The sequence below is a fragment of the Sphingomonas sp. genome (assembly GCF_039595165.1).
Lineage (GTDB): Bacteria > Pseudomonadota > Alphaproteobacteria > Sphingomonadales > Sphingomonadaceae > Sphingomonas.
Genome location: NZ_JBCNMA010000007.1, coordinates 1 through 25,121, shown reverse-complemented (window position 1 = coordinate 25,121; position 25,121 = coordinate 1). Strand labels below are relative to the sequence as shown.

Here is a 25,121-nt window from a genome sequence, read left to right as displayed (position 1 = left end):
GGGATGACGAGGCAGGTCAGGTGACCAGCCGCTCCAGCCCGGCGATCGTGTCGGCCTCGCTCGCCGGCTTGTCGGTGCGGATGCGGCTGATCCGCGGGAAGCGCATCGCCAGCCCCGACTTGTGCCGCTTGGAAGCGTGGATCGAATCGAACGCGACCTCCAGCACCAGCGTCTTCTCGACTTCGCGCACCGGCCCGAACCGCGCCACCGTATGGTTGCGCACGAAGCGGTCGAGCCACTTCAGCTCCTCGTCGGTAAAGCCGAAATAGGCCTTGCCCACCGGCAGCAGCTCCGCCCCAAGAGCGGGATCGCCGGTCCATGCGCCGAACGTATAGTCCGAATAGAAGGACGAGCGTTTCCCCGAGCCGCGCTGCGCATACATCAGCACGCAATCGGCGTTGAGCGGATCGCGCTTCCATTTGTACCACAGGCCGACGCGCCGCCCGGTGACATAGGGGGAATCGCGCCGCTTGAGCATCACCCCCTCGATCGCGGCATCGCGTGCGCCCGCGCGCAGCTCCTCCAGCGCGGCGAAATCCGCCGCCTCGATCAGCGCCGAGACGTCGAACCGCTCGGGATCGAGCCGCGCCGCGAACTGCTCCAGCCGCACCCGCCGCTCGCTCCATCCCAGCTCGCGCAGATCCTCGGCCCCGTCGAACAATATGTCGTAGAGCCGCACGAACGCGGGATAGTCCGCCAGCATCTTCGCCGGCACCTGCTTGCGCCCGAGCCGCTGCTGCAGCGCGTTGAAGCTCGCCGCGCCGCCTTCCCCGCCCTGCGCCTCGCCCTTCACCAGCAGCTCGCCGTCGAGCACGCCCGGCGTCGCGAACGCCGCCGCGACTTCCGGAAAGCTCCCCGTGATGTCGTCGCCGGCGCGGCTGTAGAGCCGCGTCTCGCCCGCGACATGGACGAGCTGGACGCGGATCCCGTCCCATTTCCACTCGGCGGCATAGTCGGCGAGATCGACCTTGGTCTCCTCCAGCGGATGGGCGAGCATGAACGGCCGGAACACCGGCACGTCGGCCGCGGTCGGCTGCGCGCCGCGCCCCTCGGCCCAGTCGAACAGCGTGGCATAGGGCGGCTGCAGCCCGTGCCACACCTCCTCCACCGCATCGACATCGAGCCCGAACGCCTCGGCCAGCGCGGTCTTGGCGAGCCGCGCCGACACGCCCACGCGCAACGCCCCGGTGGCGAGCTTGAGCAACGCATAGCGTTCGTCGGCTTCGAGCCGGTCGAGCATCGCGCCGAGCGCCGCGGGCGCATCCGAGCGCGACAGGCTGCCGAGCCGGTCGACCACCGCGCTGACCGTCAGCGGCTCGTCGGCAGGGGGCGGCACCGCCGGCTCGGGCCAGATCAGCGCCACGGTCTCGGCGGTGTCGCCCACGAAATCGCGGCTCAGCTGGAACAACACCGGATCGACGCGTTCGTACACCAGCGCGCGGATGATCGCGGGCTTGACCGCGGCCAGGTCGAGATCACCGGTCAGCGCCGCCATGGCCCAGCCGCGGTCGGGATCGGGCGTCGCTTTCAGGTACGCGCCGATCAGCCGCAGCTTGGCGTTGCGCGAGCGTGTGTAGATCAGCCGGTCGAGCAGGTCGGCGAAAGCGCGCATGACGGCTGAACATGGCGCAGCCGCAACGGTTCCGCTAGACGATCGCCATGAAGCGCGTGCTCGCCGTCCTGCTGCTGCTCGCGCTGGCAGTTCCGCTCATCGGCTATCGCAACGCCACCGCCGATCCGGTCGTGCGCCGCGCCAATGTCGCGTTCGCGAGCTGGCCAGCAAACACACCGCCGATTCGCGTGGCGCTCCTCGCCGACATCCACGTCCAGGGCCCCGACCTTAGCCCCAAGCGGATGGCGCGCATCGCCGCGCAGGTGGACGCGCAGAAACCCGACCTCATCCTGATCGCGGGCGATTTCAGCGGCGACCGCACACTCCGCACACATCTCTATTCGGAGGCCGAGATCGCCGCCTCGCTCAAGGGCCTGAAGGCCCCGCTCGGCGTCTATGCCGTGCTCGGCAACCACGATCACTGGCGCGACGGCCCGGCGATGCGGCGCGCGGTCGCGGCCGCCGGCATCCCGGTTCTCGTCAACCAGGCAGTTCGCGCGGGACCGCTCGTCATTGCCGGGGCCGACGATATCCACACCCGCAACGCCGATGTCGAGGCGCTCACCCGATCCGCAGCGGCGCTGCCCGGCCCGACGGTGGTGCTGAGCCACAGCCCCGACATCGCGCCGCTGCTCCCGCCGCGCTTCGGGCTCGTCCTCGCCGGGCACACGCATTGCGGCCAGATCGTCCTCCCGCTGATCGGCTATCTCGCCACCGCTTCCCGCCACGGCGAGCGCTACGCCTGCGGCATGATCCGCGAGCCCGGCCGCACCACGGTCGTCTCGGGCGGGATCGGCACCAGCGTCCTTCCCTTCCGCTCCGGCGCGCCGCCCGATTTCTGGATCGTCACCATGGGCCCTCTCGCACCGGCCGCAACGCCGCGCTAGGCTTCGCGCCGCCCGCTGGGCCGGCCGCGATTCGCGCGTGCCGTTGGGAGGGATTTGCCCCGATGAAGACTGTCCTGTGCGCCGCGCTTGCGGCCGTTACGCTCGCCCCCATGGCCGCGGCCCAGACCGGCAACCCGCCGGCGGCGCCCACCGCGCCCGCCGCGCCCGCCGCGCCCGCCGCCGCTGCCGCCAAGTTCAACCTCGACACGCCGATCCAGGACATCGTCGCCGACGCCAAGGCGAAGGCCGTGCTCGACGCCGACCTGCCCGGCCTGACGACCCACGAATCCTACGAGATGTTCAAGAGCATGAGCCTCAAGCAGCTCTCGGGCTATGCCGCCGACAAGCTCACCCCCGAGGTGCTGGCCAAGACCGAGAAGAACCTGGCCGCGATCAAGTGATCGAACGACCCCGGGCGTGCGCGTCCGGGGTCAGTCCCGCGGGCCGAAATTGAGCCATCGCGTCACGCGATAGTCGAGCACGCCCACCACCAGATACACCGCCGCCTGCTTGATCCGCGTCCACGGACCGGTGCGTGCACGATGCAGCTCGGGCGTCACCTCGAGCGACCGCGCCACCTCGGCATCGACATAGGCGCGGACATGCGCGGCGAAGGCGCGGTCCTCGATGCGCAGCATCACCTCGAGGTTGAGGAACAGGCTGCGCATGTCGAAATTGGCCGACCCGATCTGCACGGCGTCGTCGATCACGAACAGCTTGGTGTGCAGCTTGGTCGGCAGATATTCGAAGATCCGCACGCCGCGGCGCAGCAGCCCGCGATAGGTGAAGCGCGCCGCCCAGATGGTCAGCGAATTGTCGGTGATCGAGGGCAGCACGATCCGCACCTGCCCCCCGCGCCGCGCCGCGCGCCCGAGCCGCAGCAGCATCGCCGGGCTCGGGAAGAAATAGGCGGCGAGGATGTCGATCCGCCGCGCATGCTTGAGGTCGCGCCGCACCGCGCGCGCCCAGGGGGAAAGCCGCCGCGTCGGCCCGCCCATCAGCCAGCGCAGCTTGCCCTCGGGCTCGCTCCAGTCGGCGAGCGCCTTGCGCAGCACGCGCAGCGGCGCGCGCGGCCGCTTCGCCCAGCGCCACAGCGCGTCGAAATAACCGCCGAGCCGGGCCGCGGCGGGGCCCTCCACCAGCAGTCCCAGGTCGCGCCAGCCGTCGCTCCCCGGCGCGCCGAAATAATCGTCCTGGATGTTGAACCCGCCGATGATCGCCCGCGCCGCCGCCGTCTCGGCATCGGCGAGCGCGACCTTCTGGTGGTTGCGCAGCAGGTAGCGGCGGCCCAGCCGCGGCACGAAGAAGCAGACATTGCCGCCCGCCTCGCGCAGCGGCGCGAAGAAGTCGTTGTCATAGGCCGGATCGCTGCCCAGCCCGTCGACGATCAGCGTGACCTCCACGCCGCGCGCGACCGCCGCGGTCATCGCATCGCGCACGCGTTCGCCGACCACATCGTCGGTGTAGATGTAATAGAGCAATCGCAGCGAGCGTTGCGCGCCTTCGATCAGCTCGATCAGCGCGCCGAGGCGGCGCGGCCCGGTGTCGAGCAGGGTCAGCCGGTTGCCCTCGACCGCGAACACGGGCTGCGGCGGCGGTTCGGGCGGCAGGCCGGGCGGGATGGCGGGTCGGTTCGGGTCGGCCTGCTGCATTCTGCCCGGCTTGCACGAAGCGCGCGCGCATCGCCAGCCCCTCGGCCTGTTGGCCCCGATTTCCTTGACTCTTGCGGGGGGCGTCCCTAAGTCGCCCGCTTTCCTGTATTCCCTGTCCGAAGGAAGCGTTTCATGGCGCGCGTCACAGTCGAGGATTGCGTCGACAAGGTCTCCAACCGGTTCGATCTGGTGCTGCTCGCCGCGCAGCGTGCGCGGCAGATCTCGGGCGGTGCCGAGCTCACGATCGAGCGCGACCGCGACAAGAACCCGGTGGTCGCGCTGCGCGAGATCGCCGAGGAGACGGTGCGTCCCGACAATCTCGAGGAATCGCTGGTCGGCAGCCTGCAGCGCGTGCAGATCGACGACGAGGAAGCGCCCGACGAGGTCGGCTCGCTCGCCGCCTCGGCCGAGGCGCTGCGCCTCACCGCCGCCGCCCCGCCGCGCAACCAGAATCTGGGCGCCGATTACGACGGTTGATCCGTTTCGGACCCGATCACGCGAATAGACGCCGGTATCCCCTTGGGATGCCGGCGTTTTTCATATTTTCCCGAGTCGAAACAAGCGCTTGATCGCTTCCGCCCCGAATCGGACAATCGCTGATCCGAATCGGGGGGAATGCCATTGCCGGGCATCGAGGCGGTCATCCTGGGCGTCGACGCCGTCGCGCGCGAAGCGATGCTGTTCGCTGCGATCGGCTTCCTCATCGGCGGGATCGACGATCTCGCCGTCGACCTGGTCTTCCTCTGGTCGCGCCTGCGCAAATCGCTGAAGCCCGCGCCGCGCCGCGCGCCGGTGCGTGACGGCGGCCGGCTCGCCATATTCGTTCCCGCCTGGGACGAATCCGCGGTGATCGGCCAGATGCTGCGCACCGCGCTCGCGCGCTACGACTATGCCGACTACCGGCTCTATGTCGGCGTCTATCCCAACGATCCCGCAACCCTCGCCGTCGCTGGCGCGGTCGCCGCCGAGGATGCGCGCGTCCGCATCGTGATCAACGAGCGGCCCGGCGGCACCACCAAGGCCGATTGCCTCAACGCGGTGTGGCGTGCGCTGATGCGCGACGAAGCGGTCGAAGGCCCCGTGCGCGCGATCGTCCTCCACGATGCCGAGGACGTCGTGCATCCCGACGAGCTCGGCGTGATCGCCGCCTGGCTCGCCGATCACCAGGCGGTGCAGATCCCGGTGCTTCCGTTGCCCGACCCGCGCTCGCCGCTGATCGCCGGCCATTATCTCGACGAGTTCGCCGAGGCGCATGCCAAGAACCTCGCGGTGCGCGAGGCGCTGGGCGCCGCGCTGCCATTCGCCGGGGTCGGCTGCGCGATCGACCGCGCATTGCTCGGCCAGATCGCAGAGGCGCGCGGCGGGCTGCCCTTCGACGAATCGAGCCTGACCGAGGATTATGAGCTCGGCCTCACCGTCGCCGCGATGGGCGGCCGGACCAAGCTCGCGCGCCATCGCGACGCCGACGGCCGGCTGGTCGCGGTGCGCGGCTATTTCCCCTCCGCGCTGCCCGCGGCGGTGCGCCAGAAAGCGCGCTGGATGACCGGCATCGCGCTCGCCGGCTGGGACCGCACCGGATGGGCGCACAAGGGCTCGATCGGCGAGCATTGGATGCGGATGCGCGACCGGCGCGCGACGCTGGCGATCCCGGTGCTGGCGATCGCCTATCTCGCGCTGATCGCGTGGGGCGCATCGCTCGCCGTCCATCTCGCCGCCGGCTCGTTGTTGCCCGAGCCGGAGGGCGCGGTGCGCTGGCTGCTCGCGGCGAACGGGGCGCTGCTCGGCTGGCGCGTGGCGATGCGCGCGCTGTTCACGGGCCGGGCCTATGGGGCGGTCGAAGCGCTGCTCTCGATCCCGCGCCTGTTCGTCGCCAATCTGGTCGCCCTGCTCGCGGCGCGGCGCGCGATCGCCATCTATCTTCCCACGCTGCGCGGCCAGCGCCCGGTGTGGGAGAAGACCGCGCATCATTTCCCCGACTCCGAGGAAAGCGAGCCCGCATGACCGGACGCGGGCGGCCGCTGCGCTTCGTCGCGCTGGTTGCCTTCGGCTGGGCCAGCGCACGCACGGTCATGCTCTGGCCCGAGGGCGCCACGCTGCCCGAGGCGATCGAGGCGGCCTTTCCGCTTCGCCCCGCCGCCGCCGCGATTCAGCCGCGCGCCGAACCCCGCCCCGCGACCCCGGCGATGCCGGTCGTGGCCGCCCCGCCGGCCGCGCCAGCCTTTCTCGCCAGCGAGCCCGCGGTGGTGCGCGGCGATCCGGCGCGGATCAGCCTGGCCATGCTCGGCCTGGTCTCGTTCGGGCGCGAGGAAACAATGGGCGTGCCGCCGGGCACGCTCCCGCGGCGTCCGGCGCCGCCCGCGATGCTCGCCGAACCTGCCCAGCCCGCGCGCTGGTCGGCGAGCGCGTGGTTCGTCACGCGGGGTGGCGCGGCGTCGGGCGGCGCGATGCTCGGCGGAGACCAGGCCGGGCTGCGCATCGCCTATCATCCCGGCAGCGGACGCATCGCGCTGTTCGCCCGCCTCACTGCGCCGCTCGCGGGACGCGGCAAGGAAGCGGCGGTCGGCCTCGACTGGCAGCCGACCGCGGCCCCCGTACGCGTCATCGCCGAGTATCGCGCCGGCCTCGACGGCGTACCGGGCGGGCCGGCGCTCGGCATCGTCGCGGGCGTCTACGCCGTGCCGCTTCCGCTCGATTTCCAGCTCGAGGCGTACGGCCAGGCGGGTGCGGTGGCGCGCAAGCGGATCGACCCGTTCGCCGACGGCGCGCTGCGCGTCACGCGCGAGATCGCGCGCGCGGGCGACGCCCGGCTCGACGTCGGCGCCGGCGCCTGGGGCGCGGCCCAGCGCGAGACGGCGCGGCTCGACATCGGCCCGAGCGCGATCGCCACCGTTCCGCTCGGCGACAGCGCGATCCGCGTCGCCGTCGACTGGCGCGAGCGCGTCGCGGGCAACGCCCGGCCGGGCTCCGGACCCGCGCTCAGCCTCGGTGCGGACTTCTGACCACTTTCCTGCGCGTCCGCCTTCCGCACGCCCCGATCAGCGGCTACGCATAAGCTGCCCATGGATCTCTACCTTCCCATCGCCAACCTCTCGGTCAACGCGGTCGTGATCGTGATGCTGGGGCTGGGCGTGGGGCTGCTCTCGGGCATGTTCGGCGTCGGCGGCGGGTTCCTCACCACGCCGCTGCTGATCGTCTACGGCATCCCGCCCACCGTCGCCGCCGCCTCCGCGGCGAGCCAGGTGACCGGCGCGAGCGTGTCGGGCGTGTTCGCGCATCTGCGGCGGCAGGGCGTCGACATGCACATGGGACTCGTGCTGATCGCGGGCGGCGTGCTCGGCTCCGGGGCGGGGGCGATCCTGTTCCGGCTGCTCCAGGCGAGTGGCCAGATCGATACCGTGATCGCCATCCTCTACGTCCTGATGCTGGGCTCGATCGGCTGGCTGATGCTGTCCGAGTCGCTCGGCGCGATCCGCGCCTCGCGCATCGGGGCCGCGCCCCGCGCCAAGCGGCGGCGGCACCACCCCATGGTGGCGGCGTTGCCGCTGCGCTGGCGCTTCTACCGCTCGGGCCTGTACATCTCGCCGCTCGCGCCGCTGCTGCTGGGGTTCGCGACCGGAATCCTGACGATGCTGCTCGGCGTCGGCGGCGGCTTCATCCTGATCCCGGCGATGCTCTATCTGCTCGGCATGCCGGCGCAGGTCGTGGTCGGCACCTCGCTGTTCCAGATCCTGTTCGTCAGCGCCGCGGCGACGATGGTGCATTCGGTGACGACCAAGGCCGTCGACATCGTCCTCGCCACGCTCCTGCTGCTCGGCTCGGTGGTCGGCGCGCAGCTCGGCGCGCGCTTCGCCGCACGCGCCAAGCCCGAATATCTCCGTCTCGTCCTCGCGGTGATGGTGCTGCTGGTGGCGCTGCGCATGGTGCTCGGCCTCGCCTGGCGCCCGGACGAGATCTACACGGTGCAGCTGGGATGAGGCGGGTGCTTGCATGGGTTTCAGCTTCGCTGAAACGCGGCGCCGGCGCGCTCCCCCACCCGGCCGCCCAACGCCAGTACCCTATGGGGGGCCGGGTGGGGGACCGGGCCGGCGCCGCACGACAAACAACGCTTCTCCTCGCGCTCGCCGCGCCGCTGCTGCTCGGCCAGGCCAAGCCGGTGCTCGTCCCCGACGTGTCGCAGCGCGAGATCGAGATCGCCTATTCCTTCACCGGCGCCGACCTGCTGCTGTTCGGCGCGATCGTCCATGCCGGCGGCAGCGCGGCGGAACCGGGCGAGCCGCCCGCCGACATCGTCGTCGTCGTGAAGGGCCCGACCGAATCGGTGCTGGTGCGCGAGAAGCAGAAGATCGCGGGCATCTGGGTCAACGCCGACCGCACGCGCTACCGCTCTGCCCCGTCCTTCTACGCCATCGCCTCGTCGCGCCCGATCCGCGACATCGTCGACGCGCGCACCCGCGCGATCTACGAACTCGGGCTCGACAGCCTCCAGCTCTCCCCCGCCTCGGGCGCGGTGCCGGCGGTGCAGGCACGGTTCGATTCGGGCCTTGTCGACCTCAAGAAGCGCACCGGCCTCTATTACGAGGCGCCCGGCTCGGTCGAGATCTCGGACGGCGTGCTCTACCGCGCCCGCGTCAACATCCCCGCGCGCGTCCCCGTCGGCCGCTTCACCGCCGAAACCTTCCTGATCCGGGACGGCCGCGTCCTCGCCGCCGCGGTGCGCGACATCGACATCCGCAAATCGGGGTTCGAGCGCTGGATCGCGCGCGCCGCCGAGCGTTCCTCGGTGGTCTACGGCATGGCGGCGGTGCTGCTCTCGGTCTTCTTCGGCTGGGCGGCGGGTGCGATCTGGAGGCGATTCTGATTCTCGCGCGAACCCAATATTTACTTTGAATGCTCCATATCGGTCCGGTTTGAACCGGGGAGCGATGCGCGTTGATGACCGAGGATCTGGGCGGGCAGCATTTTGATCATATCCGCCCCGCCTCCGATGCGGTGGCGCCGGCGGCGGCCAGCGCGCTCACCGGCATCGGCGCGGTGTTCGCGATCGGCGGCGCGTCGAGCGAAGTCGTGCTCGATCCCGCCGCGCTCGAAGCGCTCTCGGGCAGCGCCGATCCGGCGGTCGCCAATGCCGGCACGGTAGGCAGCCAGGTCAAGATCCGCGCCGGCACATCATGGCTCGTCGCCAGCGTCCGCTCGCTGCGCTATGACGACGCCAACGGGCGCATCCTCGCCCAGGTCGATTTCCTCGGCGAGGGCGTCGAGGAGAAGCTGACCGGCAAGCTCTACGGCTTCCGCCGCGGCGTCACCCGCTATCCCGCGCCGGGCACCGCGGTGTTCCCGATCTCGACCGCGGACCTCAAGCAGATCTACGCCGCCGACGACCGCCCGCATATCGAGGTCGGCAACGTCTATCCGACCCGCGACATCCGCGCCGCGCTCTATGTCGACGCGATGCTCGGCAAGCATTTCGCGCTGCTCGGCTCGACCGGCACCGGCAAGTCGACCAGCGCCGCGCTGATCCTCCACCGCATCTGCGAGCTCGCGCCGCGCGGCCATGTCGTGATGATCGACCCGCACGGCGAATATTCGGCGGCGTTCCAGACCAATGGCGCGCTGTTCGACGTGTCGAACCTCGCCATGCCCTATTGGCTGATGAACTTCGAGGAGCATTGCGAGGTCTTCGTCACCACCGAGGGCTCGGACCGCCAGATCGACGCCGACATCCTCGCCAAGTGCATCCTGATGGCCAAGCAGAAGAACCGGCTCGCCGCCGAGTTCGGCAAGCTCACGGTCGATGCGCCGATCCCCTATCTCCTCTCCGATCTCACCACGATCATCCAGAACGAGATGGGCAAGATGGACAAGGCGACCGACACCGCCCCCTATCTGCGCCTCAAGGGCAAGATCGACGAGATCAAGGCCGATCCGCGCTACGCCTTCATGTTCTCGGGCATGCTCGTCGCGGACACGATGGCGAATTTCATCAGCCGCATCTTCCGCCTGCCCGGCGACGGCAAGCCGATCTCGATCATCGACGTGTCGGGCGTGCCGAGCGAGATCACCAGCGTGGTCGTCGCGGTGCTCAGCCGCATGGTGTTCGACTATGCGATCTGGTCGCGCGGCGAGGCGCAGCGCCCGATCCTGCTCGTCTGCGAGGAAGCGCACCGCTACGTTCCCAACGAGCGCAACGCCGACGGCTCGTCGGTCGGGCGCATCCTCAGCCGCATTGCCAAGGAAGGCCGCAAATACGGCGTCTCGCTCGGCCTGATCACGCAGCGCCCGTCGGATCTCGCCGAGGGCGTGCTGTCGCAGTGCGGCACGATCATCGCGATGCGCCTCAACAACGATCGCGACCAGGCCTTTGTCCGCGCGGCGATGCCAGAGGGCGCGCGCGGCTTCCTCGATTCGATCCCGGCGCTGCGCAACCGCGAGTGCATCATGGTCGGCGAGGGCGTGGCGACGCCGGTGCGCGTCTCGTTCGATTCGCTCGACGAGGCCAAGCGGCCGGCATCGAGCGATCCGCTGTTCTCCGAGCTCTGGAAGCATAGCGGCGGCGAGGAAGCGAGCCTCGAGCGCACGATCCGGCGCTGGCGCTCGCAGGGGCGTTAATTCAGTTTGACCCGGATTGAAGTTCCCCTGCGAATGCAGGGGCCTAGAGCCGCAGGCGGCGCGCTTCCGACTCTGGCCCGCTGCTTCCCCAGGGGAACAACGGGCGCTTCTAAGGAACCTTCAGCACGAAGCGATCGGTCGGCAGCGCTTCTCGCATGAACGCGGCTTGGCGTATCGCGCCGCGGAACGGATTGACCTTGTTCATGCGCATGCCGACGCATGCCCGGCCCGGTCCCTGCGGCGTGAACGCCACCGCCGCCTCGGCCTGCGGCACGCCGTCGACATAGGATCGGTAGGTCGTCCCGTCATAGCTCTGCGCGACATGGTACCAGCGCCCGACCGGAAACAGCTTCCCGGGCACGATCAGCGGATGGTTGTAGCCCTCGCCGCGCATGAACGCGTCGAGATACCAGCTCTGCCCGACGACGCGGATCTCGAACAGCATGCGCGTGCGGCTCATGCCCGGCGCGGCGGGCGGCGTCTCGAGGCTTTCGAGATGGAACCAGCGCTGCTCGAACGCGCCGCCATCGGGGCGAAACAGCGCCTCGAAGGTGAAGCGCTCGGCGCCGGCGAGCGGATGCGCGTCGAGGAACAGCGCATCGTCGACCCCGTCGAACTCGACCGCGCGGCCGAGCGGCGAGCGGATCACGCGCGGCGCGCCCTCGGCGCGAACGGCAAGCCCGCCGATCCGCTTGAGGTTATCGAAGGTCCAGATCTCGGTCCGGCTGCGCGCCACGGCCGGCGTCGCCGCCACCGCCGCCAGTCCGCCGATCAGCGTCCGGCGATCGATCACTCCTCGCGCTCGGCCTTCTGACCCCGCGTGCCGCCGACCGGCACCGCGAGCAGCCGGGCGAGCTTCGCCTTGAACTCGCGCAGGTCGCCGCCGCTGAGCGACTGGACGACCGAGAAGGACACCGAGCGCGGATTGATCGCGGTGCCGTTGCGATAGAGCTCGTAGTGCAGGTGCGGGCCGGTCGAGATGCCGGTCGAGCCGACATAGCCGATCACCTGGCCGCGCGTGACGCGCTGGCCCGAGCGCACCGCGATCCGGCTCATATGGCCATAGCCGGTGCCCATGCCCGCGCTGTGATTGAGCCGCACGAAATTGCCATAGCCGCCGTTGCGCCCGGCAAAGGCCACCGTGCCGTCGTTCGCCGCGCGGATCGGCGAGCCATAGCCCGCGGCGATGTCGAGCCCCTTGTGCATGCGCGAGAAGCCGAGCACCGGGTGACGGCGCAGGCCGAAGCCCGAGCTGATCCGCCCCGCCGCGGGCATCGCCATCTGCCCCTTGCGCTCGCCCGTGCCCTTGCCGTCGTACCAGGTGGTGCGGCCATCCTCTTCCCAGCGCACCAGCTGCAGCTTGCCGGCATCGCCGTTGAGCCCGGCATAGAGCAGATTGCCCATCTGCACCTCGCCGGTCGCGGCGCGGGCCTGCTCGACGATGATGTCGAACTCGCTGTCGGCGCCGACGCGGCCGATCGGCACGCGCGTCGCGATCGAGCGGATATAGGCTTCGACCGCCTTGGCCGGCACGCCCGCGGCGCGCGCCGAACGGTAGAGGCTGTCGCCGACCCGCCCGCGCACGCGCAGCGGGGTATGGTCGATCGCGATCGGAATCTCGTTGAGCGCCAGTGCGCTACCGCTGCGCACCAGTTCGAGGCTCAAGTCGAAGCGCGCACGGAACGCCAGCTTCTCCAGCGGCCGCGGCTGCGACTTGTCGAGGCGGCGGCCGAGCGTCAGGTCGAGCTGCGTGCCGGACTTGAGGTCGCCGAGCGCCACCGCTCCCGCCACGAGGTCCGCGGCACGCGCGGCATCGTCCTTGCCGACGCCCGAGCGCATCAGCGCGGCCTGCAACGCGCCGCCGCTGCCCAAGGTCACCGTGTGCTGGAGGATCGGGCGCTCCGGCGTGTCGGTGAGGTTGGCGACGAGGCTGGTCGCGCCGAGCTTGCTGCCCGTCGTCGATCCGGCGGCGAGCGGCGCGATCGCCTGGGCGCGCGCGATGTCGGCGTCGGTCCCGGTCAGCGCGCCGGGCACGCTCGCATAGATCGGGCGCTCGAAGCCGGGCGAGAGCAGCACCACCGCTGCGCACAGCCCCGCGCAGGTCGCCGCGCCGCGGAACCATTCGCCGCTGCCGATGCGCGAGCCGAGATCGGGGACGAGGTCGAGATCGGGGAAGCGCTCGCGCAATTTGTCGGCGATGGTCGGCTTGCGGATCGCAAGCGCGCGGCCGAACGAGCGCGCGCTGGTGCCGCCCGCTTGCTCAAGCCCATGATCGCCGCGCAAGAACAAGGTGCGCCGCCCCCCAAGTCAATACTGTGCGCCGACCCCCGGCACCGGGAGAATCACTGTGGAACCAAGTCCCTAAAGTCAAATTAAGCAGGCCGCTCGATATGAGTAGTTGCGGCGAATCGTGCGGCGGCGGGGGTGGGTCGTGCGAGCCCCCTTCCTGTCTCCGGAACGACTAACACAGGCACTTGCGCGCTTGGCGCGCCCGCCCGATCTTGGCGATGAAATGAGCCGTTTCTCCAACAGCCCGGTCACTGCGGTGCTCGGGCCGACCAATACCGGCAAGACGCATCTCGCGATCGAGCGGCTCATGGGCCATTCGAGCGGGATGATCGGCTTTCCGCTGCGCCTGCTCGCGCGCGAGGTCTATGATCGCGTCGTCGCGGTGAAGGGGCCGAAGGAGGTGGCGCTGGTCACCGGCGAGGAGCGCATCGTCCCGCCCGGCGCGCGCTGGTTCCTGTGCACGGCCGAATCCATGCCGGCCGACAAAGACGTGGGCTTCGTCGCAATCGACGAGGGCCAGCTCGGCGCCGATCCCGAGCGCGGCCATGTCTTCACCGACCGCATCCTGCGCGCCCGCGGCCGCGACGAGACGATGATCCTGGGCTCGGATTCGCTCCGCCCCGTGCTGCGCAAGCTCGTGCCCGACGCCGAGATCGTCTCGCGCCCGCGCTTCTCGACCCTGCGCTATGCCGGCGCCAAGAAGCTTTCGCGCTTGCCCAAGCGCTCGGCGATCGTCGCCTTCTCGGCCGAGGAAGTCTATGCCGTGGCCGAGGCGCTGCGCCGCCTGCGCGGCGGCGCGGCGGTGGTGATGGGCGCGCTGTCGCCGCGTACCCGCAACGCCCAGGTCGCGATGTTCCAGTCGGGCGAGGTCGACTATCTCGTCGCCACCGACGCGATCGGCATGGGGCTCAACCTCGATGTCGGCCATGTCGCCTTCGCCTCGCTCTCAAAGTTCGACGGCAAGCGCCAGCGCCGCCTGACCATCGCCGAAATGTCGCAGATCGCCGGCCGCGCCGGGCGCCACCAGCGCGACGGCACCTTCGGCGCGCTGGTCGAGGAAGGGCCCGGCGCCTTCCTCCCCGAAGAGATCCAGGCGATCGAGGATCACAGCGTGCCGGCGCTGGATCACCTGTTCTGGCGCGAGGGCGAGCCCGACCTTTCCGGCATCGACGCGCTGATCGCGAGCCTCGAGCGCAAGCCCGACTCCCCCGTGCTGCGCGCCGCGCCCGAAGCGGTCGATCTGGGCGTGCTCAAGCGGCTCGCGGGCGAGGATTGGGTGCGCGATCGCGTGCGTGCTCCCAAGGCCGTCGCGCGGCTCTGGGCGGCGTGCGGCCTGCCCGATTTCCGCAAGCTCGGCGCCGATCCGCATGCCCGCTTCGTCGCGCGCGTGTTCCGGCACCTCAGCGAAGGCACCGGCCATATCCCGCACCAATGGTTCGCCGACGAGATCGCCCGGCTCGACCGCATGGACGGCGATGTCGAGACGATCGCCGGGCGCATCGCCGCCGCGCGCAGCTGGGCCTATATCGCGCAGCGCGCCGACTGGCTCGCCGACCCCGCGCTCTGGGCCGAACGCACCCAGTCGCTCGAGGAGAAGCTCTCCGACGCGCTCCACGCCAGCCTGACTCAGCGCTTCGTCGACAAGCGCACCACGGTGTTGCTGCGCCAGATCGGCGCCGGCGCCGCGCACTTGCCCGTGGTGGTCGGGCCGGAGGGCGAGGTCAGCGTCGAGGAGCATGTCCTCGGCCATCTCCACGGCTTCCGCTTCGTGGTCGAGCCCGGCGCGCGCGCCGCCGACAAGCGCATGCTGCTCGCCGCCGCCGAGAAGGGCCTCGCGGGGGAGCTGCGCCGCCGCGGCGACGCGCTGGTGGCCGCCGCGGACGAAGAACTTCTCCTCGTTCCCCGGCGAAGGCCGGGGCCCAGCGACGAACCGACCGAGACCGGGCCCCGGCCTTCGCCGGGGAACATCGAATGGCGCGGCGTGCCGATCGCCACGCTCGAGCCCACCGGGAACCCGGTCCGCCCGCGCATCCGGCTGGATCGCGCGCTCGACGTGCTCGACGCCCGCATCCGCGCCGCCGCCCAGGCGCGGATCGAGCGCTGGTTCGCCGATCGCATCGCGGCCGACCTCCCCGATCTCGCCACGCTCGACGCGCTCAGCCGCGATACCGGTGCCGGCGGCCGCGTCCGCGCGCTCGCCGGGCTGCTGGTCGAGGCCGGCGGCCTGCTCCCGCGCCGCGCCGCCGGCGCGCTGGTCGAAACGCTCGACCCGAACGATCGCAAGCGGCTGCGCAAGGCCGGGGTGACGATCGGCACGCTCGACATCTTCGCGCCCGCCCTGCTCAAGCCGCGTCCCGCCGCCGCGCGCCGCGCGCTGCTCGGCCTCGACGGCGCGCCGCCCGAGGGCGCCACCGTGCTGCCCCGCGCCGCGCCCGGTGCCGAGCTCGACCATGGCTTCCGTCCGTTCGGCGCCCAGGCGGTGCGCATCGACCTCGCCGAGCGCATCGCGCGCGCCGCGCATGACGCGCGCAAGGGCCGCACCCCCTTCGCCCCCGATCCCGCGCTCGCGACCTCGATGGGCCTCACGCCTGACACGCTGGCGCGGCTGATGGCGCAGATCGGCTTCCAGGGCGTGCGCACCCCCAGAAGCGAGCCGCAGCGCTGGGTGTGGAAGGGCCTCACCCCGCTCGCCAAGCCCAAGGCGCCGCCGCGCGACACCTCGATGGGCCGCGCCTTCGCCGCGCTCGCGGAGCTTGCCGATGAGTGAGGGCGCGATGCGGCTCGACCGCTTCCTGTGGTTCGCGCGCCTGGTCAAGACGCGCAATGCCGCACAGGACATGGCCGAGGCGGGGACGCTGCGGCTCGACGGGCGCCGGATCGAGCGCTCCTCGGCGCAGGTCCGGATCGGCTCGGTGATCGCCTTCCCGCTGCGCGGCAAGGTTCGCGTGCTGCGTGTCGAGGCGCTGCCGCGCCGCCGTGGCCCGGCGCCCGAAGCCGCCGCGCTCTACCTGGAATTGCTCCCCGGTCCCACGGCGCCCGCGGAAACGCACAAACTCTAAGAACGTATCGCAGAAAGCGTCTCTTGATTGACGCGCCCGGAACGCGGGCATAGCAGGAAGGGGTTCACCGCCCGCAAGGGCGCTCTAGGGGCCTGAAACCGCTATGACCTATGTCGTCACCGATGCCTGCATCCGCTGCAAGTATATGGATTGCGTCGAGGTTTGTCCGGTCGACTGCTTCTACGAGGGCGAGAACATGCTCGTCATCAACCCCAACGAGTGCATCGACTGCGGCGTGTGCGAGCCCGAATGCCCGGCCGAGGCGATCCTGCCCGATACCGAGAGCGGCCTCGAGCAATGGCTCGAGCTCAACAACACCTTCTCGGCGCAATGGCCCAACGTCACGCGCAACGCCGGTCAGACCCCGGCCGACGCCGACGCGCACAAGGGCGAAGAGGGCAAGTACGACAAATATTTCTCGCCCGAACCCGGCTCGGGCGACTGAGCGCGCGCGCCCGGGCTGAAATCGATTGCGGCAAGGCGTGCCGCAACGCACCATCCGTCTATCCACAGGATTCCGGGGTGGTAATTTTATTTCATCTGTGTTAAACAACGCGTCGGACGCGAGGATTCGCGTTTCGGTACTGGAGACCGTTGTTGATTTGCCCCGATCGGCGTCATCTCCCCGGTAAACGCACCGGGCGGCCGACGCAATCCCAAAGGGGCCACGTGGATTAGAAAGGCTTCCCCCAAATGGCTGCCAAGGCGCTGTCCTTCGATGTCGGCGATTATGTCGTTTACCCCAAGCACGGCGTGGGCCGTGTGATCGAGCTCCAGAAGCAGGAAATCGCGGGCATGCAGCTCGAGCTGTACGTGCTCCGCTTCGAAAAAGAGAAGATGACGCTGCGCGTTCCGACCAACAAGGCGGAGAGCGTCGGCATGCGCAAGCTGTCGAGCGACAAGACGCTCAAGGAAGCGCTCGACACGCTCAAGGGCAAGCCCAAGGTCAAGCGCACCATGTGGTCGCGCCGCGCGCAGGAATATGAGGCGAAGATCAACTCGGGCGACCTCGTGTCGATCGCCGAGGTGGTCCGCGACCTGTTCCGCGCCGACGATCAGCCCGAGCAGAGCTATTCCGAGCGCCAGATCTTCGAGGCCGCCGCCTCGCGCCTCGCGCGCGAGCTCGCCGCGATGGAGGAGATCGACGAGAAGGCCGCGCTCGAGAAGATCCTCGACATCCTGCGCAAGGCCGCGGCGATCTACAACAAGGACAAGGCGCCGGCCTGAGCCGGGTCCGCGTCGAACCGAAGAGGGCGGTCCGCGACGGCCGCCCTTTTTGTTTGCGTCGCCTTCGCGGCGAGTGTATTAGACGCGCAACACACATAGGAGAGTCGTGATGAAACTCGCTCTTGCGCTCGCCGCCGCGGTGCTGCCGCTCGCCGCCTGCAACTTCGCCAACGGGATGAGCGGCGATGTCGTCCAGCCGAGCGGATCGGGCGGCACGCGCAGCTTCCAGGTCGCCGATTTCACCGGCGTCTCGCTGCGCGGATCCGACGATATCGAGATCCGGAGCGGCGCGCAGTTCTCGGTCACCGCGACCGGCGACGCCGACCTGCTCGACAAGCTCGAAATCCGCAAGGACGGCGACGTGCTGCGCGTCGGCCGCAAGGAGGACGCCTGGAACTGGGGCCGCGGCAAGAGCGCGAAGATCACCGTCACCATGCCGAGGCTCGTCAAGGCCGGCGTGGCCGGTTCGGGCAACATGACCGTCGATCGCGCCGAAGGCGATTTCGACGGCGCGATCTCGGGCTCGGGCAACATGACGATCGCCGACCTCAACGCCGGCAAGACCGAGCTGTCGATCTCCGGATCGGGCGACCTGCGGATCCTGCGCGGGCAGGCCGGCGCGATCGATGCGTCGATCGCGGGCTCGGGCGATATCGATGCCGCCGGCCTCAAGGCACAGCGCGCCGACCTCTCGATCGCCGGCTCGGGCAACATGCGCGCCCAGGTGAGCGGCGAGGCCGACATCTCGATCGTCGGCTCGGGCGATGTCGAGCTCACCGGCGGCGCCAAATGCTCGGTCAGCAAGATGGGCTCGGGCGAGGCGCGTTGTAGCTGATTCGCCGCGCCGGCGCGCGTAGGCGGGCAGCTGATCGCTTGCGCAGGACGGGGCATCGGTGCGATGCCTCGCCCATGCGCGCCGTCCTGCTGATCCCGCTCGCCCTTTTCGCCGCCGGGGCCGCTCCGGCGCCCGAGGAGCGCCGTGTCCTGCTCACCGGCTTCGATCGGATCCGCGTCGACGGACCGTTCGCGGTGCATGTCGTCGCGGGCTCGCCCGCCGCCACGGTCAGCGGCGATCGTCGCGCGGTCGAACGGGTGAGCGTGCGCAACCAGGGCGGGGTGCTGGTGGTCTCGCGCAACATCCAGACTTCGGACGGCTGGAGCGGAAACGAGGCACTGGCCACCGTCACCGTCGCGGTGCCGCGGCTGCGCACCGCCAACATCAACGGCGGGGGCAAGCTCGAGATCGATCGGATCGAGGGCCAGCGCGTCGAGCTCGGCGTCAACGGGGCGGGATCGCTGAACGTGGCGCAGATCGCCGCCGACCAGCTCGTCACCACGCTGACCGGCACCGGCCTGATCAAGCTCGGCGCGGGCACCGCGCGCACCGCGCGGTTCATGAACTATGGCGCGGGCTCGATCGACGCCACGGGCCTCGCCGTCAACGACCTCACCGTCCATTCGCAGAGCGCCGGCGACGCCAGCTTCACCGCGCGCTTCACCGCCGCACTCTCCGTGCTCGGCACCGGCGCGGTGCGCGTCGCGGGCAATGCCGCGTGCAAGATCGCCGGCCCCGGTCCGGCGAGCTGCGGGAGCAAGGCCGAGCGGCGCTAGGCCGACTCAGGCCGCGATCGGGAAGCGCAGCAACCGGTCCTCCAGCGCCACCAGCGCTTCCGCCCCGCGCCCGACCGCGCGGACGATCTCCGGATGATGCGCGTCGAGCCCGCCGGTCAGCGCGCCGAACGCCGGCAGGATCAGCTTGGTGCCGGTCGCGACGAAGCACCGCCGCGCGACCTGCCGCCCGCGCAACCGCACGCGCAGCTTGGGGTGGAAATGCCCGGACAGCTCGGGCCGCGGTTCCCCTGGCTCGGCCTCGTGCCGGAGCAGCAGCCCGTCGACCTCGATCTCCTCGACGATCTCGCCCCCGCAATGGTCGATCAGCCCGGCATCGTGGTTGCCGGTGATCCACACCCAGCGCAACGAGCCGGTGAGCGCCGTCAGCGCGTCGCGCGCCGCGGCGGGCAGGCGCTCGCACCCCGCCGAATCATGGAAGCTGTCGCCCAGGCACCACAGCTCGCGCGCCTGCGTCCGTTCGGCCAGCGCCGTCAGCGCGGCGAGCGTCGCCATCGAATCATAGGGCGGCAGCATCTGGCCCTTGAGCGCGAACCAGCTCGCCTTCTCGAAATGCAGGTCGGCGACGATCAGCGCCCGCCGCGCAGGCCAGTAGAGCGCGCCCTCGGGCAGCGCGCGCAACTCGTGACCGGCGAACGAAAAGGGAACCATGACGCCGCTATCGCCGCGCGCGGCGCGCGCGTCAACCGAGCCGGCTCGCGACTCCGCTCTGGCGCGGCAGCAGGAACCGCACCTTGCGGTCCGGAAAATCGATCTCAACCCGGCGGAAGGCGTGCAGCGCATCCATGCCGAGCATCAGCGCGGGCTCGTCGGACAAGCCGAAATGCTCGAACGGCGGAATGTCGGCGAACGCCACGGGCACGCCGCGCAGAGCAACGCCGCCGATCTGCACGCGATCGGCGATATGATAGTTCACCGTCAATTTCTCGCCGGTCACGCTTGTCATCACGATCGGCCCCTTGAGCCGCGCGCTCCGCATCTTCCGCTGCAGCGCCATGTTGCCGATGCTGATCTGCGATCCGGTGTCGAGCACGACGGTGACCTTCGCCCCCTCGAAGCTCGCCTCGGTCACGATCAGCTGGCCGAAGCGGTTCTTCGCGGTGATCACGATCTCGTCGGCGCCGACCGGGATCGCGCTGCGCTTTCCGCCGGCCCGGCGCGACGGGCGTACCGCCATTCGCCGCTTGTCGAAATCGATCGACACCATGTGCGTGCGCAGCTGCTCGATTCCCACCAGCCCGTGCGCGCCCATATGAGTCGCTTCCAGCGCGGGTGCGTTGAACGCCTGCTGGTCGCGCACCGGCCCCATGCTGAGCGAAGGGACGACCACGGTCGGCACCCTGGTACTGCCGGTCATCGTCGTCAGCGTGATCTGCGGGCCCGGCGAAAGCCGCAAATTGCCGGCGAGCTGACGCGAGACGACGGAGCGCTCGGCGCCGGTGTCGATGATGAAGGGCTGCGGCGCGCTGCCGTTGATCGAGACCGGCACGGTCATGCGATCGGCCACCATGCCCAGGGCCAGCGTGTTGGCGTCGTCCGCCGCGGCCGGCGCACCCGGGGCGGCTGCGGGCGTCGCCGTCTCCTGTGTCGCGGCGGGGGCGGCGGCGAACGCGATCAGCAAAGGCATCAACAGGCGCAGCTGCATGGCGCAACCATGATACGCCTGTTCATGCTGCGCAGCAATTGCCGTTGAGCGGCAAGAATCTGACGTTAGTCGAGCCGCATCGCCTCCGCCGCCAGCGCTTCGGCCTCGATCAGCATCTCGTCCTCGACCGCGCCCTGCGCCACCGTCTCGCGCCCGATCATGATCAGCACCGGCACCGCCATCGGGCTGACCCGGGGCAGGTCGACATGCTCGAGTCTGTCCGCCGCGGTGTCGAGCAGCCGCGCGAGCCGCCCGACATCGGTCATCCGCGCCCGCGCATCCGCCCAGGCGGCCTTGAGCAGCAGGTGATCGGGCTCGTACTTGCGCAGCACGTCGTAGATCAGGTCGGTCGAGAAGGTGACCTGGCGCCCTGTCTTCTTCTTGCCCGGCTGCTGGCGCTCGACCAGCCCGCCGATGATCGCCACCTCGCGGAACGCGCGCTTCAGGAGCGCCGAGCCCTGTACCCAGTCGACGAACTCGTGCTCGAGGATATCGGGCGAGAACAACGGCGCCGGATCGGCGATCTTCTCGAGCCCGTACACCGCCAGCGCATAGTCGTTCGCCACGAACCCGATCGGCTTGAGCCCCAGCGCCTCCATCCGCCGCGTCACCAGCATGCCCAGCGACTGGTGCGCGTTCCAGCCCTCGAAGCTGTACACCACCATGTGGTGCCGCCCCTCGTGCGGGAAGGTCTCGACCAGCAGCTTGCCCGGCGCGGGCAGGCGCGAGCGATAGGCCTGCACCTCCAGCCATTCGCGCACGTCCGCCGGAAAGCGCCGCCACTCCTCCGGATCCGCGAAGAAGCGCCGCACGCGGTCGGCCAGTGTCGAGGTGATCGCCAGCCGCGCGCCCATGTACGAGACGAAGCGCGCATTCTTCGCCGTCGCGCGCACGATGATGTCGGTCAGCTCGACGCGCTCGACCTCCAGCGCCATGCCCGCGAAGGTGAAGGTGTCGCCGGGCGACAGGCTCGCGCCGAACGCTTCCTCGACCTTGCCCAGCCGCCGCCCGTTCTTGAAGCGCACCTCGAGCATCGGCGCCTCGACGATGATCCCGGCGTTGAGGCGATGCTGCGCGACGAACGCCGGCTTGGTCACCCGCCAGAGGCCGTCCTTGTCGCGCGTCAGCCGCTTGAACCGGTCATAGGCGCGCAGCGAATAGCCGCCATCGGCGATGAAGCTCAGCACCCGCTCGAACACGTCTTCGGTCAGCGCCGAATAGGGCAGCGCGCCACGCACCTCCTGCAGCAAATCCGCAGCATCGAACGGCGCCGCGCACCCCACCCCCATCACATGCTGCGCCAGCACGTCGAGCGCGCCGGGCCGGAAGACATCGGGGTCGAGCTCGCCCGCCTCCACCGCGTCCAATGCAGCGCGCGCCTCGAGATATTCGAAGCGGTTGCCCGGCACGAGCACCGCCTCGCTCGGCTCGTCGAGCCGGTGGTTGGCGCGACCGATCCGCTGCAGCAGGCGCGACGAGCCCTTCGGCGCGCCCATCTGGATCACGCAATCGACATCGCCCCAGTCGACGCCGAGGTCGAGGCTCGCGGTCGCCACCAGCGCGCGGAGCTTGCCATCCGCCATCGCCTGTTCGGCGCGCCGCCGCGCCTCGAGGCTGAGGCTGCCGTGATGCACCCCGATCGGCAGCTTGAGCTCGTTCACCTTCCACAGATTCTGGAACACCAGCTCGGCCAGCCCGCGCGTGTTGCAGAAGATGATGGTGGTGTTGTGCGTCTCGATTTCCGCCATCACCTGCGGGATCGCATAGATGCCAGAATGGCCGGACCACGGCACGCGCCCCTCGGGCAGCAGGATCGCGATGTCGGGATCGGCGCCCTTCTCGCCCGTCACCAGCTCGACCGTATCGATGTCGCCGTGCGGCGCGAGCCAGGCGCGATAGCCGTCGGGATCGGCCACCGTCGCCGACAGCGCGACGCGCCGCATCCCCGGCGCCAGCGTCTGCAGCCGCGCCAGCGCCAGCGCCAGCAGGTCGCCGCGCTTGCCGGTGGCGAAGGCATGGACCTCGTCGACCACCACCGTCCTGAGGCCCGCGAACATCAGGAAGCTGTCCTCGTACGACAGCAGCAGGCTCAAGGATTCGGGCGTGGTCAGCAGGATCTGCGGCGGCCGCGCGCGCTGGCGCATTTTCCGCTCGTGCGGCGTGTCGCCGGTGCGCGTCTCGACCCGGATGTCGAGCCCCATCTCCTCGATCGGGGTGAGCAGGTTGCGCTGCACGTCCACCGCCAGCGCCTTCAAGGGCGAGATGTAGAGTGTGTGCAGTCCATCGGCCCGATCACCCTGAGCCTGTCGAAGGGTCAGCTCGCTCAGCGTCGGCAGGAACCCCGCCAGCGTCTTGCCCGCCCCGGTCGCGGCGACCAGCAGCGCATGCCGCCCCGCGCGCCCCGCGGCGAGCATGTCGAGCTGGTGCCGCCGCAGCGCCCAGCCGCGCGACTCGAACCACTCGCTCAGTTGTCGGGGAAGTCCGCCGCTGTCCACGCTCGCGTCTTAGCGACGCTCACGGCTCGCGTCGCGTATCCTCGGCGCTCTGCGCGTCATAGTTGCGCCGCGTCGCTTCCTCGGTCCGCTCCTTTTGGCGCTTGCTGGTGCGATTGTGCAGCATCGCCCACAGGATCACCGCGGCCAGTACGATCGGGCCCAGGATCGTCATTGCGCCCCACAAGCCGCCGCCAAGATCGATCATTTGTCGTCTCCTTCGTTGCCGTTCCAACGAAAGCGGCGCGGGAATCGATCCGGCTGGAACCAAGCAGGCGCCGGGCGCATATCTTGCGCATGGCATTGGGACGCTGGATCACGCCGCACCCCGAGGGAATCCATGTGCCCGCCGCGGACATCTGGATCGATCCGTCGCAGCCCAAGCCGCGCGCCTTCATCACCCACGGCCATGCCGATCATGCCCGCGGCGGCCATGGCGAGGTCTGGGCGACCCCCGAGACGCTGGCGATCATGGAGGCGCGCTACGGCCCCCAGAACGGCCGCCCCGTCGCCTATGGCGAGACCGTGACGATCGACGGAGTCGAGATCGGCTTCGTCCCCGCCGGCCATGTCCTCGGCTCCGCCCAGATCGTGCTCGACCACGCCGACGAGCGTATCGTCGTGTCGGGCGACTATAAGCGCCGCCCCGATCCCACTTGCGAACCCTTCCGCCCGGTCAAATGCGACGTGTTCGTCACCGAGGCGACGTTCGCGCTCCCGGTCTTTCGCCACCCCGAGACCAGCGACGAGATCGACAAGCTGCTCGCCGCGCTCCGCGCCGAGCCCGAGCGTTGCGTCCTCGTCGGCGCCTATGCGCTGGGCAAGGCGCAGCGCGTGATCACCGAATTGCGCGCGATGGGCTTCGACGATCCGATCTACATCCACGGCGCGCTCCAGCGACTATGCGATCTCTATGCCGAGCACGGCGTCGCGCTGGGCGAGCTGCGCCCCGCCACCGGCGTACCCAGGAAGGAGCTGCAGGGCCGCATCATCCTCTGCCCGCCCGGCGCGCTCAACGACCGCTGGTCGCGCCGCCTGCCGGATCCGGTCACCGCGATGGCGAGCGGCTGGATGACCGTCCGCCAGCGCGCCCGCCAGCGCAACGTCGAGCTGCCGCTGATCCTCTCCGACCATGCCGACTGGGACGAGCTCACCCGCACGATCCGCGAGATCGCGCCGCGCGAAGTCTGGGTCACCCACGGACGCGAGGATGCGCTGGTCCACTGGTGCCGCGAACGCCAGATCAAGGCCCGCGCGCTCGAACTCGCGGGCTATGAGGACGAGGACGATTAGCGCCTTGTAATGTTGGAACTGATTTGCTTGCGTTCCGGCATGCGCACCACGCCGCCCAGACGCTCGCACATGACGCCTGACGAAGCTGGCAAAGACGACAGTTTGACGCGCGTTTCGCGAAACTTCGTCAACTTCGCCAATGGCGCGCAGGCGGTATGACCCTCGCCGCCTATGCCCTCGCCGCGCTTGCCGAGATCGCCGGATGCTTCGCCTTCTGGGCGTGGCTGCGGCTCGGCAGGTCGGTGTGGTGGACGCTCCCCGGTCTCGCCTCGCTGGTCGCCTTCGCCTGGTTGCTCACCCTGATCCCCGCAGGCCATGCCGGCCGCGCCTATGCCGCCTATGGCGGGGTCTACATCACCGCCGCGATCATGTGGCTGTGGGCGGTCGAGAGCGCGCGGCCCGACCGCTGGGACCTGGTCGGCGGCGCGGTCGCGCTCGCCGGCACCGCGATCATCCTGTTCGGCCCGAGGAGCGCCAGTGCCTGACATCCGCAACATCGTCGTGCTCACCGGCGCCGGCGTCTCGGCCGAGAGCGGCGTCGCCACCTTCCGCGGCCCCGGCGGCCTCTGGGAAGGGCATCGCGTCGAGGATGTCTGCACGCCCGAAGCGCTCGCCCGCGACGCCGAGCTGGTCCACCGCTTCTACGACGAACGCCGCGCCAGGCTCTCGACCGTCGAGCCCAATGCCGCGCACCACGCGCTCGCCCGGCTCGATGCGCAATGGCCCGGCG

General features: G+C 70.2%; 26 protein-coding genes. 18 read left to right on the top strand and 8 right to left on the bottom strand.

Going from position 1 to position 25,121, the window contains the following annotated elements; genetic code table 11:
- Nucleotides 1-16: 16 nt before the first annotated feature.
- Nucleotides 17-1,612: a cisplatin damage response ATP-dependent DNA ligase gene (locus ABDV68_RS02220; protein ID WP_343518016.1), complete on the bottom strand. Its 1,596-nt coding sequence runs from the start codon at nt 1,610-1,612 to the stop codon at nt 17-19.
- Nucleotides 1,613-1,659: 47 nt separating this feature from the next.
- Here ABDV68_RS02220 and ABDV68_RS02215 point away from each other — a divergent pair, with 47 nt between their 5' ends.
- Together ABDV68_RS02215 and ABDV68_RS02210 are read left to right on the top strand one after the other, a co-directional pair.
- The gene (locus ABDV68_RS02215; RefSeq protein WP_343518015.1) at nt 1,660-2,499 is read left to right on the top strand and encodes a metallophosphoesterase; all 840 of its coding nucleotides are present in this window, start codon (nt 1,660-1,662) and stop codon (nt 2,497-2,499) included.
- A gap of 62 nt (nt 2,500-2,561) precedes the next feature.
- Nucleotides 2,562-2,900 (top strand): hypothetical protein, encoded by a 339-nt coding sequence (locus ABDV68_RS02210; RefSeq protein ID WP_343518014.1) that lies wholly within the window; start codon nt 2,562-2,564, stop codon nt 2,898-2,900.
- 30 nt (nt 2,901-2,930) lie between these two features.
- On the opposite strand, the gene ABDV68_RS02205 is transcribed toward ABDV68_RS02210, so the two are convergent.
- Nucleotides 2,931-4,151 (bottom strand): phosphatidylserine/phosphatidylglycerophosphate/cardiolipin synthase family protein, encoded by a 1,221-nt coding sequence (locus ABDV68_RS02205; protein WP_343518013.1) that lies wholly within the window; start codon nt 4,149-4,151, stop codon nt 2,931-2,933.
- Nucleotides 4,152-4,283: 132 nt separating this feature from the next.
- Between ABDV68_RS02205 and rpoZ the strand changes: the two genes are divergently transcribed.
- The 6 genes from rpoZ (at nt 4,284) to ABDV68_RS02175 (ending at nt 10,757) form a co-directional block, all read left to right on the top strand.
- Complete coding sequence (gene rpoZ / locus ABDV68_RS02200) at nt 4,284-4,628, top strand: DNA-directed RNA polymerase subunit omega (protein ID WP_343518012.1); 345 nt, start codon at nt 4,284-4,286, stop codon at nt 4,626-4,628.
- Between the two features lie 138 nt (nt 4,629-4,766).
- The gene (locus ABDV68_RS02195; RefSeq protein WP_343518011.1) at nt 4,767-6,152 is read left to right on the top strand and encodes a glycosyl transferase family protein; all 1,386 of its coding nucleotides are present in this window, start codon (nt 4,767-4,769) and stop codon (nt 6,150-6,152) included.
- On the top strand, nt 6,149-7,150 hold the full coding sequence (locus ABDV68_RS02190; RefSeq protein ID WP_343518010.1) for a hypothetical protein: 1,002 nt from the start codon (nt 6,149-6,151) through the stop codon (nt 7,148-7,150). The genes ABDV68_RS02195 and ABDV68_RS02190 overlap by 4 nt, the downstream gene beginning before the upstream one ends.
- 60 nt (nt 7,151-7,210) lie before the next feature.
- Complete coding sequence (locus tag ABDV68_RS02185) at nt 7,211-8,125, top strand: sulfite exporter TauE/SafE family protein (RefSeq protein ID WP_343518009.1); 915 nt, start codon at nt 7,211-7,213, stop codon at nt 8,123-8,125.
- A gap of 95 nt (nt 8,126-8,220) precedes the next feature.
- The gene (locus ABDV68_RS02180; RefSeq protein WP_343518008.1) at nt 8,221-9,009 is read left to right on the top strand and encodes a TIGR02186 family protein; all 789 of its coding nucleotides are present in this window, start codon (nt 8,221-8,223) and stop codon (nt 9,007-9,009) included.
- A 74-nt stretch (nt 9,010-9,083) separates the two neighbouring features.
- Complete coding sequence (locus ABDV68_RS02175) at nt 9,084-10,757, top strand: DUF87 domain-containing protein (RefSeq protein WP_343518007.1); 1,674 nt, start codon at nt 9,084-9,086, stop codon at nt 10,755-10,757.
- 109 nt (nt 10,758-10,866) lie between these two features.
- Here ABDV68_RS02175 and ABDV68_RS02170 read toward each other — a convergent pair whose 3' ends face one another.
- Both ABDV68_RS02170 and ABDV68_RS02165 read right to left on the bottom strand, forming a co-directional pair.
- Nucleotides 10,867-11,550 (bottom strand): LamG-like jellyroll fold domain-containing protein, encoded by a 684-nt coding sequence (locus tag ABDV68_RS02170; protein WP_343518006.1) that lies wholly within the window; start codon nt 11,548-11,550, stop codon nt 10,867-10,869.
- Nucleotides 11,547-13,046: a peptidoglycan DD-metalloendopeptidase family protein gene (locus ABDV68_RS02165; protein WP_343518005.1), complete on the bottom strand. Its 1,500-nt coding sequence runs from the start codon at nt 13,044-13,046 to the stop codon at nt 11,547-11,549. The genes ABDV68_RS02170 and ABDV68_RS02165 overlap by 4 nt, the downstream gene beginning before the upstream one ends.
- A gap of 223 nt (nt 13,047-13,269) precedes the next feature.
- On the opposite strand from ABDV68_RS02165, the gene ABDV68_RS02160 reads away from it, so the two are divergent.
- From ABDV68_RS02160 to ABDV68_RS02135, 6 genes are all read left to right on the top strand, one after another.
- Complete coding sequence (locus ABDV68_RS02160; RefSeq protein ID WP_343518004.1) at nt 13,270-15,813, top strand: helicase-related protein; 2,544 nt, start codon at nt 13,270-13,272, stop codon at nt 15,811-15,813.
- Entirely contained in the window at nt 15,806-16,105 is a 300-nt protein-coding gene (locus ABDV68_RS02155) for an RNA-binding S4 domain-containing protein (protein WP_343518003.1), read from the top strand. The genes ABDV68_RS02160 and ABDV68_RS02155 overlap by 8 nt, the downstream gene beginning before the upstream one ends.
- 103 nt (nt 16,106-16,208) lie before the next feature.
- A complete protein-coding gene (gene fdxA, locus ABDV68_RS02150; protein ID WP_343518002.1) occupies nt 16,209-16,550 on the top strand; it encodes a ferredoxin FdxA in 342 nt (113 codons plus the stop codon).
- A gap of 248 nt (nt 16,551-16,798) precedes the next feature.
- Nucleotides 16,799-17,332 carry a CarD family transcriptional regulator gene (locus tag ABDV68_RS02145; RefSeq protein ID WP_343518001.1) on the top strand — a complete coding sequence of 178 codons (534 nt, stop codon included), beginning with the start codon at nt 16,799-16,801 and terminating at the stop codon, nt 17,330-17,332.
- A gap of 109 nt (nt 17,333-17,441) precedes the next feature.
- A complete protein-coding gene (locus ABDV68_RS02140) occupies nt 17,442-18,167 on the top strand; it encodes a head GIN domain-containing protein (protein WP_343518000.1) in 726 nt (241 codons plus the stop codon).
- Nucleotides 18,168-18,241: 74 nt separating this feature from the next.
- Nucleotides 18,242-18,943, top strand: coding sequence for a DUF2807 domain-containing protein (locus ABDV68_RS02135; RefSeq protein WP_343517999.1), 702 nt, complete (start codon nt 18,242-18,244; stop codon nt 18,941-18,943).
- Between the two features lie 6 nt (nt 18,944-18,949).
- Here ABDV68_RS02135 and pdeM read toward each other — a convergent pair whose 3' ends face one another.
- From pdeM to ABDV68_RS02115, 4 genes are all read right to left on the bottom strand, one after another.
- On the bottom strand, nt 18,950-19,612 hold the full coding sequence (gene pdeM, locus ABDV68_RS02130; RefSeq protein WP_343517998.1) for a ligase-associated DNA damage response endonuclease PdeM: 663 nt from the start codon (nt 19,610-19,612) through the stop codon (nt 18,950-18,952).
- 31 nt (nt 19,613-19,643) lie between these two features.
- Entirely contained in the window at nt 19,644-20,606 is a 963-nt protein-coding gene (locus tag ABDV68_RS02125; protein ID WP_343517997.1) for an aspartyl protease family protein, read from the bottom strand.
- Between the two features lie 65 nt (nt 20,607-20,671).
- The gene (locus ABDV68_RS02120) at nt 20,672-23,074 is read right to left on the bottom strand and encodes a ligase-associated DNA damage response DEXH box helicase (protein WP_343518056.1); all 2,403 of its coding nucleotides are present in this window, start codon (nt 23,072-23,074) and stop codon (nt 20,672-20,674) included.
- Nucleotides 23,075-23,120: 46 nt separating this feature from the next.
- A complete protein-coding gene (locus ABDV68_RS02115) occupies nt 23,121-23,306 on the bottom strand; it encodes a hypothetical protein (RefSeq protein ID WP_343517996.1) in 186 nt (61 codons plus the stop codon).
- A gap of 89 nt (nt 23,307-23,395) precedes the next feature.
- Between ABDV68_RS02115 and ABDV68_RS02110 the strand changes: the two genes are divergently transcribed.
- From ABDV68_RS02110 to ABDV68_RS02095, 4 genes are all read left to right on the top strand, one after another.
- Nucleotides 23,396-24,391 (top strand): ligase-associated DNA damage response exonuclease, encoded by a 996-nt coding sequence (locus ABDV68_RS02110; RefSeq protein WP_343517995.1) that lies wholly within the window; start codon nt 23,396-23,398, stop codon nt 24,389-24,391.
- 9 nt (nt 24,392-24,400) lie between these two features.
- The gene (locus ABDV68_RS02105) at nt 24,401-24,550 is read left to right on the top strand and encodes a hypothetical protein (RefSeq protein WP_343517994.1); all 150 of its coding nucleotides are present in this window, start codon (nt 24,401-24,403) and stop codon (nt 24,548-24,550) included.
- Entirely contained in the window at nt 24,547-24,876 is a 330-nt protein-coding gene (locus ABDV68_RS02100) for a YnfA family protein (RefSeq protein ID WP_343517993.1), read from the top strand. Before ABDV68_RS02105 ends, ABDV68_RS02100 begins: the two co-directional genes overlap by 4 nt.
- Nucleotides 24,869-25,121 (top strand): Sir2 family NAD-dependent protein deacetylase (locus tag ABDV68_RS02095; RefSeq protein ID WP_343517992.1); only part of this gene is annotated, 253 nt, incomplete at its 3' end. The genes ABDV68_RS02100 and ABDV68_RS02095, both read left to right, overlap by 8 nt.